Origin of the sequence: Rhodococcus sp. ABRD24, from assembly GCF_004328705.1 — a bacterium.
Lineage (GTDB): Bacteria > Actinomycetota > Actinomycetes > Mycobacteriales > Mycobacteriaceae > Prescottella.
Genome location: NZ_CP035319.1, coordinates 1,522,367 through 1,536,461 on the forward strand (window position 1 = coordinate 1,522,367; position 14,095 = coordinate 1,536,461).

Genomic DNA, 14,095 nt, shown 5'->3' on the forward strand with positions numbered 1-14,095 from the left:
TGCGGTCAGTTCTGGGCGGCTGCGGCGGCCTTGGCCGCATGGGGTGCGGCGTCGGCGATCTTGGAGAAGGCGTTGTCGTCGAGGGCGGACGAGACGAACCACGCCTCGTACGCGCTCGGCGGCGCGTAGATGCCCCGCGAGAGCAACGCATGGAAGAAGTCGGGGAACCGCCAGGTGTCGCTGGCCTTGGCCTCGGCGTAGTTGGTGACCGGATCCTCGGTGAAGAACACGCTGACCAGAGTCCCCGCGTACTGGACGCGATGCGCGACGCCCTCCGCAGCGAGCGCGTCACCGAGGATGGTGCCGAGCCGCGTGGCGTTGCGCTCGAGTGCGGCGTACACCGCGTCGTCGGCGGCCTGCAAGTTCGCCAGTCCCGCCGCGACGGCGACAGGGTTTCCGGACAGCGTGCCCGCCTGGTAGACGGGACCCTCGGGGGCCAGCCGGCTCATGACGTCGGCCCGGCCACCGAACGCGGCGGCGGGCAACCCACCGCTCATGACCTTGCCGAAGGTGTAGAGGTCGCCGGCGACACCCTCACGTCCGTACCAGCCTGAGCGGCTGACCCGGAAGCCGGTCATGACCTCGTCCATGATCAGCAGCGCGCCGTGCTCGGTGGTGAGCGCGCGCAAGCCCTCGTTGAAACCGGGGAGCGGCGCGACGGCGCCCATGTTCCCGGCGGCAGCCTCGGTGATGACACACGCGATCTCGCCGGGGTTCGCGGCGAAGGCGGCACGGACGGCCTCGAGGTCGTTGTAGGGCACGACGATGGTGTCCTCGGCCTGCGCGCCCGTCACACCGGGTGAGGTGGGCAGGCCGAAGGTGGCCAGGCCCGAGCCGGCGTCGGCGAGCAGCGCGTCGACATGGCCGTGGTAGCAGCCGGAGAACTTGATGATCTTGGAACGGCCGGTGAAGCCGCGGGCCAGGCGGACCGCGCTCATCGTGGCCTCGGTGCCGGAGTTGACCAGACGTACCTGCTCGACGGGAGCGACCCGGGCGACGATCTCCTCCGCGAGCGCGATCTCGCCCTCGGTGGGCGCGCCGAAGGACAGTCCGGTGGTGGCGGCCTTCTGCACCGCCTCGACGACGGCGGGGTGGGCGTGGCCGAGGATCATCGGACCCCACGAGCACACGAGGTCGACGTAGTCGTTGCCGTCGACGTCGGTGAGGGTGCAGCCGGACGCCGAGGCGATGAAGCGGGGCGCGCCGCCGACGGAACCGAACGCGCGGACAGGGGAGTTGACGCCGCCGGGAATGACCTTGGCCGCCCGCTCGAAGAGCTGGGTGGAACGGGTGTCGCGAAGGTCGGGTCCAGCGGAGGCAGCAGTCACGGATTCCAGTGTCCCAGTTCTGTCGAATTTGCCAACGACAGGGTGTAGGAGGTGGCGGGAATCACACCGCTTTTGCGCCTCCATCCTCGCAGGTCCGCTGCTACCGGAGTTCCCCAGCAGGGTCGTCCGGCCCGCATTACCGTCGGGTCATGACCACCACCCCGGACTTCCTTCGGACCACTCTCGACGGACGATGGGGGGACGTACGCGAGAAGGCGCGGGTCGATCTCTCGTCCGAAGAGTTCCGTCCGCACTACACCCCGGACATCGAGCATGCACGCGCGAAGACGCTCGAGCAGTTGCGAGTGCTCGCGGCGTCCGGCTACGTCGACCGCGGCTTCGGCGTCGAGATCGGCACCGCCGGCGATCCGGGCGCGGCGGTCACCGCGATCGAGATGCTCGCGATGTCCGACCTGTCGCTCATGGTGAAGGCCGGCGTGCAGTGGGGACTGTTCGGCGGCGCGATCGAGAATCTGGGCACCGAGGACCATCACACCGAGTTCCTGCGCCCGATGATCGATCTCGAATTGCTGGGCTGCTTCGCGATGACCGAAACCGGGCACGGCAGCGACGTGCAGAGCCTCGAGACCACAGCCACGTACGACCCGGCCACCGACGAGTTCGTCGTCCACTCCCCCACCCCGTCGTCGCGCAAGGACTACATCGGTGGCGCGGCCGAGCACGCCCGAATGGCCGCGGTGTTCGCGCAGTTGGTCGTCGGGGACGAATCGCACGGTGTGCACTGCCTGCTCGTGCCGATCCGGGACGCCGACGGAAGCGACCTGCCCGGGGTCACGACGTCGGACTGCGGCCTCAAGGGCGGCCTGCCCGGTGTGGACAACGGGCGCATCATGTTCGAGCACGTGCGCGTGCCGCGGACGAACCTGCTCAACCGCTACGGCTCGGTGGATGCCACTGGCGTGTACTCGTCGCCGATCGAGAACAAGAACCGTCGCTTCTTCACGATGCTCGGCACACTCGTGCGTGGCCGCGTCACCGTCGGCGGGGCCGCGGCCGCCGCCGCCCGAGTTGCGCTGACGATCGCCACCCGATACGCGCTGCAGCGCAAGCAGTTCAGTGCACCCGACGGGGACGAGGGCACGCCGGATCCCGAGGTGCTGATCATGGATTATCTGGTGCACCAGCAGCGGTTGCTACCGCACATCGCCCGCGCCTACGCGCTGGGCTTCGCGCAGAACGAACTGGTCGCGAAGATGCATGACATCCAGACATCCGATGCCGTCGATCCCGGCGAGCAGCGTGAGCTCGAATCCCGCGCCGCCGGACTCAAGGCCGCGAACACGTGGCACGCGACCCGCGCCATCCAGGAGTGCCGTGAGGCGTGCGGCGGCGCAGGCTATCTCGCGGAGAACCGGCTGACGGCGCTGAAGGCGGACACCGATGTGTTCACCACGTTCGAGGGCGACAACACCGTGCTCACCCAGCTCGTCGCGAAGGAACTGCTCACCCAGTACGCCGACGAGGTTCGCGGGATGAACCCCATCGAGTGGATGGCCTTCGCCGCCAACGCCTTCGGTGACGCGGTCCGCACCCGCACCGCGGCGCAGCAGATCATCCAGACCATCCTCGACACCCGGCAGGACAACGAGGAGGACGGCAGCCTCTTCAACCGCGGCACCCAGCTGACGATGCTCGAGGACCGCGAGGAGTACCTGCTCGCGACTGCCGCCCGCCGTCTGCAAGGCGCACGCAAACGCGAGGACGATCCGTTCGACGCCTTCAACTTCGTGCAGGATCATGTGCTGCACGCCGCCCGCGCCCACATCGACCGGGTGGTGCTCGAAGCGTTCATCGCAGGCATCGACGCGTGCGAGGACGAGACCGCGCGTGGCCTGCTCGGCGATCTGTGCGATCTGTTCGCCCTCACGGTGATCGACGAGGACAAGGCGTGGTTCATGGAGCACCGGCACCTGTCCGTCGAGCGTGCCAAGTCGGTACAGCGCGGCATCAACGAGCGTTGCCGGACGCTCCGACCACACGCCGCGACACTGGTCGACGGGTTGGGTGTGCCGGACGCTCTCGCACGGGCGGCGATGCTCGACGGTCAGTAGTCGACGCGCCAGGTTCCCACGACCGCGGTCGCGTCGAGTTCGCCGGACCGGACGATCCGCGCGAGTAGTCCTGCGCGCGTGACGATGTCGGCCGTGGTGGCCGCCTGGTGGGCGCTGGTCTCGACCAGCAGGTGACCGCCGGGCCGGAGCCATCGGGGAGCCTCGGCGGCCACCGCCCGCTGGAAGTCGAGGCCGTCGGGTCCGCCGTCGAGCGCGATCTGCGGTTCGTGGTCGCGAGCCTCGGGCGGCATCAGTGCGATCGCCTCGCTGGGCACGTACGGGACGTTGGTGACCACGACGTCGACGCGTCCCCGCAGGGTCGCGGGCAGCGCGTCGAACAGGTCGCCCTCGTGTACGTGCCCGCCCACGGATTCGACGTTGCGCCGCGCGCACCGGACTGCGGCGGTATCGACGTCGGCGGCATGGAGTTCGACGCCCGTTGACGCGGCGGCGACCGCAACACCCACCGCGCCGGACCCGCAGCACAGATCGACGACGACGTCACCCGGGTGCAGGAGAGCGACGGCCTGCCGGACGAGCAGTTCGCTGCGCCGACGCGGCACGAACACCCCGGCGTCGACTTCCATTCGCACACCGGAGAACTCGACCCACCCGAGGACATGTTCGAGGGGCACGCCGGAAGTGCGATGTTCGACCATTCGGGCCAGTTCGCCGGGGTGCGTCGCCGCGTCGACGAGGAGGCGCGCCTCGTCCTCGGCGAACACGCATCCGGCCGCGCGCAGCGTCGCGACGACCGTCGCGAGCGCGCAATGCGGAGTGTCCGGTTCGGGAGCGTGCACGAATCGCCTTTCGAGATACCGAAGAGGCTTGTCCAGCGAGACTACCGCGAGCCGGAGCGCTGATCCCTGCGATTGTTCTATGCCGAAGTGGTTCGAACTGTCCGCCGGTGACGGACGCTCCTGGAGACGGCGCCGTTCGTCCGGCGCTTCTCCGTCGGCTTGTCGGTCGCCGTGGAATCCGCGTGGGCCGAACCGACCCGCGACAACACGCCTGCCTGGTGCGGGTCCATCAGCGGCACTCGATACCTCACGCCACGCCCCTTCGGGGTGGGCACGCGGGGTGAACTGTCGATGCGTCCATCCGCCTTGAAGGCCACCGAGGAGTACTACCGCTGGGAGGAAACCCCCGGAGTCCGGTATCGGAACACTTTCTACGTCAGCAGATTCACCGCCCCCGGACTGCACCGCCTGGAGACGGACACCGCGGACCGCCTCGGACGCGCGTCGGCTGAGGCCGCCTCCTAGCCGGCGGCAGGACCCTGCCAATAGGTCTGGGCGCGACGAGTCTGTCTCGAGTCACGGATCTGGCAGATTGTGAGCCTGAGGCGATGCGGGCAAGTCTCGCCCGCACCGCCGGTGCCGTCAGGGCTGGATTCGGTGGATGTCGCGGGGGGAACAGGGCGGCGCAGCGGATGTTGTCGGCTTCGAGTAGTCGTGAGACAAGTCGGTCGAGGCCGATGGCGAAGCCTCCGTGTGGGGGGCATTCCGTGCAGCGAGGCTGTCCCGTAGCAGCGAGAGGACGTCGCGGTGGTCGCCGATGAAACCGAACTCGACGTCGAGGGAGATCCGCCAGATCAGTGCTGCGTGGTCGAGCATGGTCGGCAGCGGGGCCTTGAGCTTCGGCCGCCAAAGCTCGACTGGTTGAGGCTGCGACGGCTCACTCAATGCAGTGATGGTCGGTTCCACGATCTCGACGCCGCCGGGCGCCTTTTCGTTCGCTGCGAGCGTGCCGGTCACACGGACCACGGTTTCCTCCGGCAGGTTCGCGACTTCGCCACGGACTACAGAGTCGGTCACGACGACCTGCGCGAAACCGGAACGGTCTCGAACGACGACGAACGTCACGGTTGCGAGCTGTCTGCGGCGGTGGACCGAGCCTTCGACAGTGACGGGTTCACCGGGCTTCGATGCGGATGTCGTGGACAGTGCTGAACTGAGGATGCGTGGCACGATGCTCACCTCCTGGTTGTTGTCCCGGGAGGTGTGGGCGATCGGGTCCGTCGCGGTGCCACCACACCACGACATTCCAGACAACCATTGACTCGAACATGCATTCGAACTAAACTTGGGGCATGAATCCGGGGGGACTCAACAATTCGGGGATCGCAGTCACCACACTGCGGCCTGACGACATGCGCGGGCTCACCGAAATCGCGCTACTGCAGACCACCCTCGGCATCTGCCATGCGCTCGAACAACTCGAAGCACTACGTGCTGCTGCCGTCGCCGAGGTCCACGAGCGTGCCGTCTCGTTCGACACCCTCGGATTCCGCAGCGTCAAACAGTGGCTCGCCGCCAACACGCTGCTGGAAGTGTCGACCGCGGGACGGATCCTCGCATTGGGGCGGATGCTCGGCCGGCAACCCGAGATCGCCGACGCCTTCAACGCGGGTGACATTTCCGCCGAGCATGCCGCGCTGATCGGAAAGTTCTGCGAAACCCCGCCGCGCGGCATGCCGAACGAAGCACTGGATGCGTGCCGGAAAGTGCTGCTGGACAGCGCCACCGGACCCACCGCCACCACCACGACGGTCCGCAGCTGCATCAGCAAGCTCGAGCGGATCTTCGAATCCGACGAACTCCCGCCGAGCGAAGACACTGAGCGCAACGAGTTCCACGCCTCGAAAACGCTGAACGGGCGCGTCGCGGTGAAGGGTGATCTCGATGCCGTGACCGGTGAGATGCTCCTGACCGCGCTGTCCGCACTGACGAAGCCACGCAACCCGGCCGACGACCCAGCCGGTGCCCGTACGCCGGCACGGCAGCGAGCCGATGCGTTCGCGGAAATCCTGCGCCGCTACCTCGACTCCGGCAACGCACCGATCGAAGGCGGAGAACGACCCCACCTGTCCCTGCACGTGAATGCCTCCGATCTTGCCCGCAGTGAGGCAGAGCACGAGAGCCTTGGGTCAGACGGTGACCCGGACCTGTTCGGCGACAAAGACATCGCACGCATGCCCCACATGGGCCCACTCTCGATCGCGACTGCCCGCAGGTTGGCGTGCGACTGCCACCTCACCCCGATCGTCATGAGCGACGGAGTGCCACTGAACCTGGGGAGAACAACCCGCACCGTGTCGAAGAAGCAGCGGCGCGCGTTGATCGCCCGTGATCACGGCTGTGCTTTCCCTGGCTGCGGAGCACCGCCCGCCCACTGCGAGGGCCACCACGTCATGCATTGGGCCGACGGCGGACCCACCGACCTCGACAACCTTGTACTCCTGTGCCGCTACCACCACACACTGCTGCACCACTCCCACTGGCAAGTGAAGATCGGCACCGACAGAACACCGTGGTTCACCCCACCGAGCACCATCGATCCCTACAAGAAGCCAGTCCCGGCCCACAATCGGGCGGGCCCACAGGCCGCATGACGCGATAGCCGGCACCCGAACCGGGTGCCGGCTATCGCGGGATGGCACGCGGGCCGCGGCATTCTCGGCGGCGATCTGCGGGTCAGGCGGCGGCCGGGCCCTGAGCCCTGAGCCCTGCGACTAGCCGGTCGTCAGGGCGAACACCGGGTGGTCGACGGGATCCGGCAGTTTGTCCCAGTACCCCTGCACCGTCCTGCCCGCCTTCACCCGGTACGCCTCGATGATCGGGTCCCGGTCGCCGACAGGAACCTCGGTGGCGGTGTAGTGCGCGGTGTGACCGCGACGGCTCACCTCCACCTCCGGGCTGGCACGCAGGTTACGTACCCACTCGGATTCGCCGCGGGTGGAAACCAGGTAGCGCACGCCATCCACATCGACGGGGACGACGGGCACCGATCGGGGTTCGTGACTACGACGGCCGGTGACAGTGATCTTCTCGGTTCCGCTGACGCCGGTCGCGAGGGCGATACGGTTGAACACCTCGCGAACCAGCAGCGGCGGTTTCAGGTATGCCATAACCGAAGTATGAGCGCCGCCGCGGCGCGTGTCACCGGCAATTCGCCCGCGATCGACCACCGTGCGGGCCGGCCGCCCAAGTAACTTGGGACGAACGGGACGATTCGGAGGGGGAACGATGACGGCATGGGTCGAGGTTCTGGTCAGCATGGCGGACGGGCCGAGCCTGCCGATCCGGGGCGTGATCCGCAAGACGGAGAACGAACCCGAGCGGATCAACTTCGCGTTCGCGGGGGATGCACCGATGTTCGTCGGGATCGGCGGCGGCGATGTGCGGATCTGGCGCGAGCGCTCCAAGGTCCGAGTCGAGACCCTCGACGGACAACCCTTGTTCATCACGGACGGCATCACCGCCTGGCGGTTCGAGCAACCTGACGGGCCGCCGCTGCACAGCAGCGCTGGACGTGTCCGCTACCTCGGAACCGGGGGCGAGCTGCTGATCAATCGGCCCGCTCACGACTGGCTCGGCGACGACTACACACGCCCCGCCGGACCGATCGAGACCGTCACATTCCTGGGCAGGGACTGCTGGGCCGTGGATCTGGTGCCACCTCCACGCAAGACTGGCTTGCTGCGCATGGTGATCGACCGCGAGAGCGGCGCGGTGCTCTCGGAAGGCAACGACACGGCCGAGACCCGTGTCGCCTACATCGAACTTTCCGTCGGGGACCCCGTCGATCCCGAACTCTTCACCTGGACCGGCCCCACCCGCGACTTCGACGAGGAGGGCCGCGAGCGCGCCGCGGTGCACCGCGCCGAACGGAACGAAAAGCGGGAGTGGTTCCGTACCAACGTCTCCGACCACCTGCCGAATGTTCGGCTAGCAATCCCACTACGAGTCGAAGAAGTCCACACACTCGACGAGGAAACCGGCGCCTTCCAGGCTTCCATCGCCGCCGGTTTCACCTCGGGCATGCTCGCCCGACGACCCCGCTCGACCGAGCCGTGGAATCTCCGATGGCACAACACCGCCCACCGCTGGTCGACCGACGACCACGACTGGGCGGTGATGGTGCACCAGGCCGAACTCGATGGCGATGCCCTCGCGGCGTTACAGGACGCGCTGCATCCCGGCGAGCCCGTGATCACCAACTGAGCAGCCCGGTCGATCGAGGACCGGCTAGTCGACGAACGCCAGCACCCGGCACGGCCCGCCGGAACCACCCCGGTGTTTGGGCGCGCCGACCACGACGGTGGAACCGACGGGCGGGAGGGCGGCGAGGTTCGCGAGCGATTCGATGCCGTACTTACCGGCACCGAGGGCCGCGACGTGCGCGCCGTAGGTGCGGCTGCTCGCCGCATCGAGGCTGAGCGTGTCCACACCGATCGCAACGATGTCGCGCGCTTCTACCAAGAACGTCACCGCATCTGGGTCGAAACCCGGGGAGTGCGGTGTTCCGGCCATGTCGCGGTTGACGTACCGCACGGGATCGGTGAGGCGCGCCTCCCAGCCCGAGTGCATCGCGACGATCGACCGAGCGGGCACACGGCCGTGCTCGCGTTCCCACGCCTCGATATCCGCGACTGTCAGGAGGGCGTCGGCGTCCACTGCAGCCTTCGCCGAGATGTCGACGACCGCGATGGGCGCGACGAAGTCCTCGATCGGCAGTTCCTCGACGGTGGCGCCGTCGGCGATCTTGTGGGCAGGGGCGTCGATGTGGGTGCCCGTGTGTTCCCAGTAGGTGAGCTTGTTGACCAGGAACTCGCCCCGCGCGGGGCCCGACGATCCTTCCGCCGACCCCGAAAGCGAACCGAACGGTCCCGGCGGGGGGTCGATCACGACGACCGGTTCCATCGCGAAAGAGTTGTTGCCGGGCCACACCGGGAAGTCGGCGCTGACGGTGTGCGTGAGATCGACAATGGAGCGGGCCGTGATCGAGATCGGCGGCGCGGCGGGCGTGGGCACCGGCGTCGCACCGGCGGTTCGGGGGGTCAGCGTGGCTCCCAGCGCCGCCAGTCCTACCACGCCGAGCATGCTGCGCCGACTCACCGCCGCACCGTCGCGGATGGTGCGATGGACCTGCGTCATCACCTCGGGTGAACACACAGCGATGGCCTCAGCCCGCGGCCGGCGCGACGCGGAGAACCTTGTCGCCGGAACCGTTGTCGGTGGTGATCAGCAGGCTGCCGTCCGGCATCGGTGTGGCCGAGCGCAGGCGCCCGTATTCACCGGTCAGCGCCGAGGAGATGTCGGCGACGGCGGTACCGTCGCCGGACAGTTTCAGGAACAGCAGCTTCTTCCCCTGCTGGCTCGTGACGGCCAATGCCCCGTTCCAGTCACCCCAACCGGCACCGGACACGAACGTCCCGCCAGGGGTCGCGATGGTGGGGGCACCCGAACTCCACACGGCCGCCACCGCACCCGGAACGCGCCCCGGGTCGGTCATGGGAACGCTCTCGTCGTAGCGGCCGGGCCGCCGATCGGGGCGGTAGCCGTAGTTGTTGCCGGCGGCGAGCAGGTTCACCTCGTCGTCGCGGCTGGTGCCCTGCTCGATCTCGTAGAGTCGGCCGGTCCCCGGCTGCAGCGCCAACCCCTGCACGTTGCGATGCCCGAGAGTAAAGACCGCACTGGCCGGATCCGGATTCCCGACCGCGGGCGAACCGTCACGATTGACGTGCAACACCTTGCCGCCCAGGGAGTTCCGATCCTGCGGCACTGTGGGGATCGCGGCGTCGCCGGTACCGATGTACAGCGTGCCGTCCGGGTGGGCGAGGATGCGGCAGCCACCGTGGCGTCCACCCTCACCCACCGGCAGACCAGTCAGGACGTCGCCGGTACGCGTCATAGTGGTCCACCCCGGGTCGACGGCCCACGCGACGACACGGATGTCATTGCCCGCGCTGCCCAGCGATCCCGTGTCGAGCGAGCCGAGCGGTCCGGAGTCACCGCCGAGGTGACCCTGGCACGTGTAGAGCGTGCGGTTGGCCGCGAAGTTCGTGTCGAGCGCGATACCCATCAGTCCAGTCTCGCCCTCGGCGTACAGGTCGGACAGATCCGCGGTGACGTCACCGACGGTGTTGTCGGCCCGCTTCACGACGAAGCGCCCGGCCCGCTCGCCGGTGAGAACCGCACCGTCCGGGGCCACGACCACGTCCCACGGCCTGGACAGCTCGCCCATGACAGTGGTGACCGCCAGCTCCGGAAACGTCCCCGCCGGTTCCGCACACGCGACCGGCGCCGTCGCCAGACCGATGAGCGCGGCTGCTGCTAGCGCACCCGATCCGATGAATGACCTACGCACGAACTGGCCCTCCCATTGCCACCGCCGATAACCTTGCGGACCATACCGGACGGTACGGACAAATGCCCCATCGGAATACCCGCCCGATCACAACCCTTGACAGGGTGAAACGGATTAGCTTGCATGTCAACGAGTTACGCAGTCGAGCACGAAATCTCGATTCGCCGACAAGGAGATGGCATGTCGAGCAGGACAGCCGGACATCTCGATCGGACGATGGTGCGGATCCCGGCCGGAGACGTTCGACTACGGGACGACCGAAAGCAGAGCGAGTGGACGGTGCCGGTGCGAGAGTTCCTGCTGGCCCGCCATCCCGTCACGACCGCACTCTATGCGGGTCACATGCCGATCGGCACCCGTCCCGGCGACGCGACACCGGTGGTCAACGTCTCGTGGAACGATGCGATCGACTTCTGCAATCGGCTGTCGCGGGACTCAGCACTGCAGGAATGCTATTCGTTCGACGGTCAGGATGTCGTCTGCAACTGGGACGCGGACGGGTACCGGCTGCCGTCCGAGGCCGAGTGGCAGTACGCCTGCAAGGCGGGAACCACAGGATATCGATACGGACCGATCGACGATATTGCCTGGTACCGAGACAATTCCGCTGGAGCACTGCACGAAGTCGGGCAGAAGGCGCCTAATCCATGGGGTCTGCAGGACATGCTGGGAAACGTCTGGGAGTGGTGCTGGGACGTCTACGACGCGGAGGTGTACGGGTCCTATCGGGTGTTCCGCGGCGGAAGCTGGGCCGAGGAGGCGCGGGGGTGCGGGGCGTCGTGCCGCCGCCGTAGCCATCCGACCTTCGCCATCGACGACCTCGGTTTCCGACTGGCACGCTCACTGTGACCCGGAGGATCACCGAAACCGCCGCAGCCGCAGGCTGTTTCCCACCACGAACAGTGAGGACAGCGCCATCGCGGCACCCGCGATCATCGGATTGAGCAGCCCGGTCGCGGCGAGCGGAATCGCGGCCACGTTGTACGCGAACGCCCAGAACAGGTTTCCCTTGATGGTGCCGAGGGTGCGCCTGGACAGCCGGATCGCGTCGGGCACGGACCGCAGGTCGCCGCGCACCAGAGTCAGATCGCTGGCCTCTATCGCGGCGTCGGCGCCGGTGCCCATCGCGATCCCGACGTCGGCGGTGGCGAGGGCGGCCGCGTCGTTGACGCCGTCTCCGACCATCGCGACGGCGCCCTCCTTCCGCAGCCGCGCAATCGTCTCGGCCTTCTGAGCGGGCAACACATCCGCGATCACCCGGTCGATCCCGACCTCCCGCGCCACGGCGAGCGCGACAGCCTCCGCGTCGCCGGTGAGCAGGACCGGCGTCATGCCCAGAGCCCGGATCTCCCGAACTGCCTGGGCGCTGGTCGGTTTCACGGCGTCCGCGACGACGAGCGCACCGCGTACCTCGCCGTCCCACGACACGATCACCGAGGTCAGTCCGTCCGGCAGTAGGCCATGCAACTCGGGCGGCATCGCGCCCGTCGCTCGCCCCACCTGCACCGAGTGACCGTCGACCACTCCCTCCACCCCGATGCCGGGCCGGTTGACGAACCCACTCACCGGTAGCACCCCGGGTACTGCACGCACGATCGCCTGCGCCACCGGGTGCTCCGACCCCGACTCCACCGCGGCGGCGAGCGCGAGCACATGGTCGCGGTCCACACCGAGCACCGCGACCACCCGCTCGAGTTCCATCCGTCCGGTGGTGACGGTGCCGGTCTTGTCGAGCACGACGGTCTCGATGCGGCGGGTCTGCTCGAGCACCTCCGGTCCCTTGATGAGTATGCCGAGCTGCGCCCCGCGCCCGGTCCCCACGAGCAGCGCCGTCGGTGTCGCCAGGCCCAGTGCGCACGGGCAGGCCACGATCAACACCGCGACGGCCGCGGTGAACGCCTCGGTGACCTCCCGTCCCAGTAGCAACCACACCGCGAGCGTCACCGCCGCGATCGCGAGCACTACCGGCACGAACACGGCGGACACCCGGTCCGCGAGCCGCTGCGCGTGCGCCTTGCCGCTCTGCGCCTCGGTGACCAGCTTCGCGATGTGCGCCAACCGGGTGTCGGCTCCGACGCGTTCGGCGCGAACGGTGAGCAGCCCGTCGGTGTTGAGCGTGCCGCCGGCAACGGTGTCGCCCTCCGCCACCTCGACCGGCACCGACTCGCCGGTGAGCATCGAGGTATCGATCGCGGACCTGCCCCGGACCACGCGCCCGTCGGTGGCGATCTTCTCCCCCGGTCGCACCACGAACTCGTCGTCGACCCGTAACGCCGACACCGGAAGCCGCTGTTCGATGCCGTCGCGCAGCATCGAAACGTCCTTGGCGCCCACCGCGAGAAGCGCCCGCAGCGCCGCTCCGGATCGACGCTTGGCGCGCGACTCCGCATACCGGCCGGCGAGCAGGAACGTGGTGACCCCGGCCGCAACCTCGAGGTAGATCTGCCCGGAAGCATCGTGCGCACCGGGACGGAAGGTGAACTCGTGGGTCATGCCGATGAACCCGGCGGTGCCGAAGACCAGCGCCCACAGCGACCACCCGTACGCGGCGAGGGTGCCGAGCGAGACGAGCGTGTCCATGGTGGAAATGCCGTGACGCGCGGTGACGAGTGCGGCGCGGTGGAACGGGTACCCACACCAGAACACCACGATCGTGGTGAGCGCGAAGGCCACCCACTGCCAGTAGTGGAACTGCAGCGGCGGGACCATCGACACCAGCACCACGGGCACGGATGCGACGATCGCGACCACCAGGCGAGCGCCGAGTAGATCGCCGGTCTCCTCCGCGGCGCGCTTCTCCGGTGCTGCGACCGTCGCGGTGTAGCCGACCTTCTCGACCACGTCGATCAGGTCCTGGGTCGGTACCGACTCCGGAAAACGGACATGCGCCTGTTCGGTGGCGTAGTTGACGGTCGCGTCGACGCCGTCGAGCTTGCCGAGCCTGCGTTCGATCCGGGCTGCGCACGACGCGCACGTCATCCCGCCGATGTCCAATTCGACAGTACGCAGCCCGGTGACGGTCACTGGACCAGCTCGTAACCCGCTTCCGAGACCGCAGCGGCGACGGCGATCGTGTCCATCAGCGAGTCGCTGTGGACCACGACCCGTCCGGATTCGACATCGACGTCGACACCGGTGACCCCGGACAGTTCGCCGATCTCCTCGGCGACGGCGGCGGCGCAGTGCTGGCAGGTCATGCCCTTGACGGTGTAGGTGTGCTCCATCGCAAATCTCCTGTACTCGAGGATCGCACCCCTGCTAGGACTTCACCAGACGCGCGATCGCGTCGGATGCTTCCTTGACCTTCGCGTCGGCTTCCGGGCCGCCCTTCCTGGCCGCCTCGACGACACACCCGGCGAGGTGCGCCTCGAGCAGCTTGAGCGAGACGGACTGCAGTGCCGACGTCGCCGCCGACACCTGGGTGAGCACGTCGATGCAGTAGCGATCGTCCGCGATCATGCGCGAGATGCCCTGCACCTGACCCTCGATGCGCCGTAGACGCTTGAGCAGGTCCTCCTGCTGCGGGCTGTATCCGTTCATGTC

14 protein-coding genes are annotated in these 14,095 nt (G+C 68.1%); 5 read left to right on the forward strand and 9 right to left on the reverse strand.

Features of this window, described 5'->3' with window-relative positions; translation table 11 throughout:
- Positions 1-5: 5 nt before the first annotated feature.
- Positions 6-1,328 (reverse strand): glutamate-1-semialdehyde 2,1-aminomutase, encoded by a 1,323-nt coding sequence (hemL, locus tag ERC79_RS06790; RefSeq protein WP_131576834.1) that lies wholly within the window; start codon positions 1,326-1,328, stop codon positions 6-8.
- Positions 1,329-1,477: 149 nt separating this feature from the next.
- Between hemL and ERC79_RS06795 the strand changes: the two genes are divergently transcribed.
- A complete protein-coding gene (locus tag ERC79_RS06795; RefSeq protein WP_131576835.1) occupies positions 1,478-3,400 on the forward strand; it encodes an acyl-CoA dehydrogenase in 1,923 nt (640 codons plus the stop codon).
- Here the strand turns inward: ERC79_RS06795 and ERC79_RS06800 are convergent.
- Complete coding sequence (locus ERC79_RS06800; RefSeq protein WP_131576836.1) at positions 3,394-4,200, reverse strand: putative protein N(5)-glutamine methyltransferase; 807 nt, start codon at positions 4,198-4,200, stop codon at positions 3,394-3,396. The genes ERC79_RS06795 and ERC79_RS06800 overlap by 7 nt on opposite strands.
- 291 nt (positions 4,201-4,491) lie before the next feature.
- Between ERC79_RS06800 and ERC79_RS22940 the strand changes: the two genes are divergently transcribed.
- A complete protein-coding gene (locus ERC79_RS22940) occupies positions 4,492-4,665 on the forward strand; it encodes a hypothetical protein (RefSeq protein WP_165497046.1) in 174 nt (57 codons plus the stop codon).
- A 117-nt stretch (positions 4,666-4,782) separates the two neighbouring features.
- Here the strand turns inward: ERC79_RS22940 and ERC79_RS06810 are convergent, their stop codons facing one another.
- Complete coding sequence (locus tag ERC79_RS06810; RefSeq protein WP_242676852.1) at positions 4,783-5,445, reverse strand: OB-fold nucleic acid binding domain-containing protein; 663 nt, start codon at positions 5,443-5,445, stop codon at positions 4,783-4,785.
- 47 nt (positions 5,446-5,492) lie between these two features.
- On the opposite strand from ERC79_RS06810, the gene ERC79_RS06815 reads away from it, so the two are divergent.
- Positions 5,493-6,794 (forward strand): HNH endonuclease signature motif containing protein, encoded by a 1,302-nt coding sequence (locus ERC79_RS06815; RefSeq protein WP_131576837.1) that lies wholly within the window; start codon positions 5,493-5,495, stop codon positions 6,792-6,794.
- 120 nt (positions 6,795-6,914) lie between these two features.
- On the opposite strand, the gene ERC79_RS06820 is transcribed toward ERC79_RS06815, so the two are convergent.
- The gene (locus ERC79_RS06820; protein WP_131576839.1) at positions 6,915-7,310 is read right to left on the reverse strand and encodes a nitroreductase family deazaflavin-dependent oxidoreductase; all 396 of its coding nucleotides are present in this window, start codon (positions 7,308-7,310) and stop codon (positions 6,915-6,917) included.
- A 118-nt stretch (positions 7,311-7,428) separates the two neighbouring features.
- Here ERC79_RS06820 and ERC79_RS06825 point away from each other — a divergent pair, with 118 nt between their 5' ends.
- Entirely contained in the window at positions 7,429-8,406 is a 978-nt protein-coding gene (locus ERC79_RS06825) for a hypothetical protein (RefSeq protein ID WP_207390436.1), read from the forward strand.
- A 24-nt stretch (positions 8,407-8,430) separates the two neighbouring features.
- On the opposite strand, the gene ERC79_RS06830 is transcribed toward ERC79_RS06825, so the two are convergent.
- A complete protein-coding gene (locus ERC79_RS06830; RefSeq protein ID WP_131576840.1) occupies positions 8,431-9,357 on the reverse strand; it encodes a cyclase family protein in 927 nt (308 codons plus the stop codon).
- Positions 9,358-9,367: 10 nt separating this feature from the next.
- Complete coding sequence (locus tag ERC79_RS06835) at positions 9,368-10,552, reverse strand: PQQ-dependent sugar dehydrogenase (RefSeq protein ID WP_131576842.1); 1,185 nt, start codon at positions 10,550-10,552, stop codon at positions 9,368-9,370.
- A 216-nt stretch (positions 10,553-10,768) separates the two neighbouring features.
- Here ERC79_RS06835 and ERC79_RS06840 point away from each other — a divergent pair, with 216 nt between their 5' ends.
- Positions 10,769-11,401: an SUMF1/EgtB/PvdO family nonheme iron enzyme gene (locus ERC79_RS06840; RefSeq protein WP_207390493.1), complete on the forward strand. Its 633-nt coding sequence runs from the start codon at positions 10,769-10,771 to the stop codon at positions 11,399-11,401.
- Positions 11,402-11,410: 9 nt separating this feature from the next.
- Here ERC79_RS06840 and ERC79_RS06845 read toward each other — a convergent pair whose 3' ends face one another.
- The 3 genes from ERC79_RS06845 to ERC79_RS06855 are packed head-to-tail and all read right to left on the reverse strand — an operon-like array spanning position 11,411 to position 14,092.
- Positions 11,411-13,531 carry a heavy metal translocating P-type ATPase gene (locus ERC79_RS06845; protein ID WP_207390494.1) on the reverse strand — a complete coding sequence of 707 codons (2,121 nt, stop codon included), beginning with the start codon at positions 13,529-13,531 and terminating at the stop codon, positions 11,411-11,413.
- A gap of 41 nt (positions 13,532-13,572) precedes the next feature.
- A complete protein-coding gene (locus ERC79_RS06850) occupies positions 13,573-13,776 on the reverse strand; it encodes a heavy-metal-associated domain-containing protein (protein WP_131576846.1) in 204 nt (67 codons plus the stop codon).
- A gap of 34 nt (positions 13,777-13,810) precedes the next feature.
- On the reverse strand, positions 13,811-14,092 hold the full coding sequence (locus ERC79_RS06855; protein WP_131576847.1) for a metal-sensitive transcriptional regulator: 282 nt from the start codon (positions 14,090-14,092) through the stop codon (positions 13,811-13,813).
- Between the last annotated feature and the right edge of the window lie 3 nt (positions 14,093-14,095).

Bases quoted from the DNA above. Each gene is read 5' to 3' on its own strand.
- ERC79_RS06795 (WP_131576835.1), top strand. From the start codon at position 1,478: ATGACCACCACCCCGGACTTCCTTCGGACCACTCTCGACGGACGATGG.
- ERC79_RS22940 (WP_165497046.1), top strand. From the start codon at position 4,492: ATGCGTCCATCCGCCTTGAAGGCCACCGAGGAGTACTACCGCTGGGAG.
- ERC79_RS06810 (WP_242676852.1), bottom strand. From the start codon at position 5,445: ATGTCGTGGTGTGGTGGCACCGCGACGGACCCGATCGCCCACACCTCC.
- ERC79_RS06815 (WP_131576837.1), top strand. From the start codon at position 5,493: ATGAATCCGGGGGGACTCAACAATTCGGGGATCGCAGTCACCACACTG.
- ERC79_RS06820 (WP_131576839.1), bottom strand. From the start codon at position 7,310: ATGGCATACCTGAAACCGCCGCTGCTGGTTCGCGAGGTGTTCAACCGT.
- ERC79_RS06825 (WP_207390436.1), top strand. From the start codon at position 7,429: ATGACGGCATGGGTCGAGGTTCTGGTCAGCATGGCGGACGGGCCGAGC.
- ERC79_RS06840 (WP_207390493.1), top strand. From the start codon at position 10,769: ATGGTGCGGATCCCGGCCGGAGACGTTCGACTACGGGACGACCGAAAG.
- ERC79_RS06845 (WP_207390494.1), bottom strand. From the start codon at position 13,531: ATGACGTGCGCGTCGTGCGCAGCCCGGATCGAACGCAGGCTCGGCAAG.
- ERC79_RS06850 (WP_131576846.1), bottom strand. From the start codon at position 13,776: ATGGAGCACACCTACACCGTCAAGGGCATGACCTGCCAGCACTGCGCC.
- ERC79_RS06855 (WP_131576847.1), bottom strand. From the start codon at position 14,092: ATGAACGGATACAGCCCGCAGCAGGAGGACCTGCTCAAGCGTCTACGG.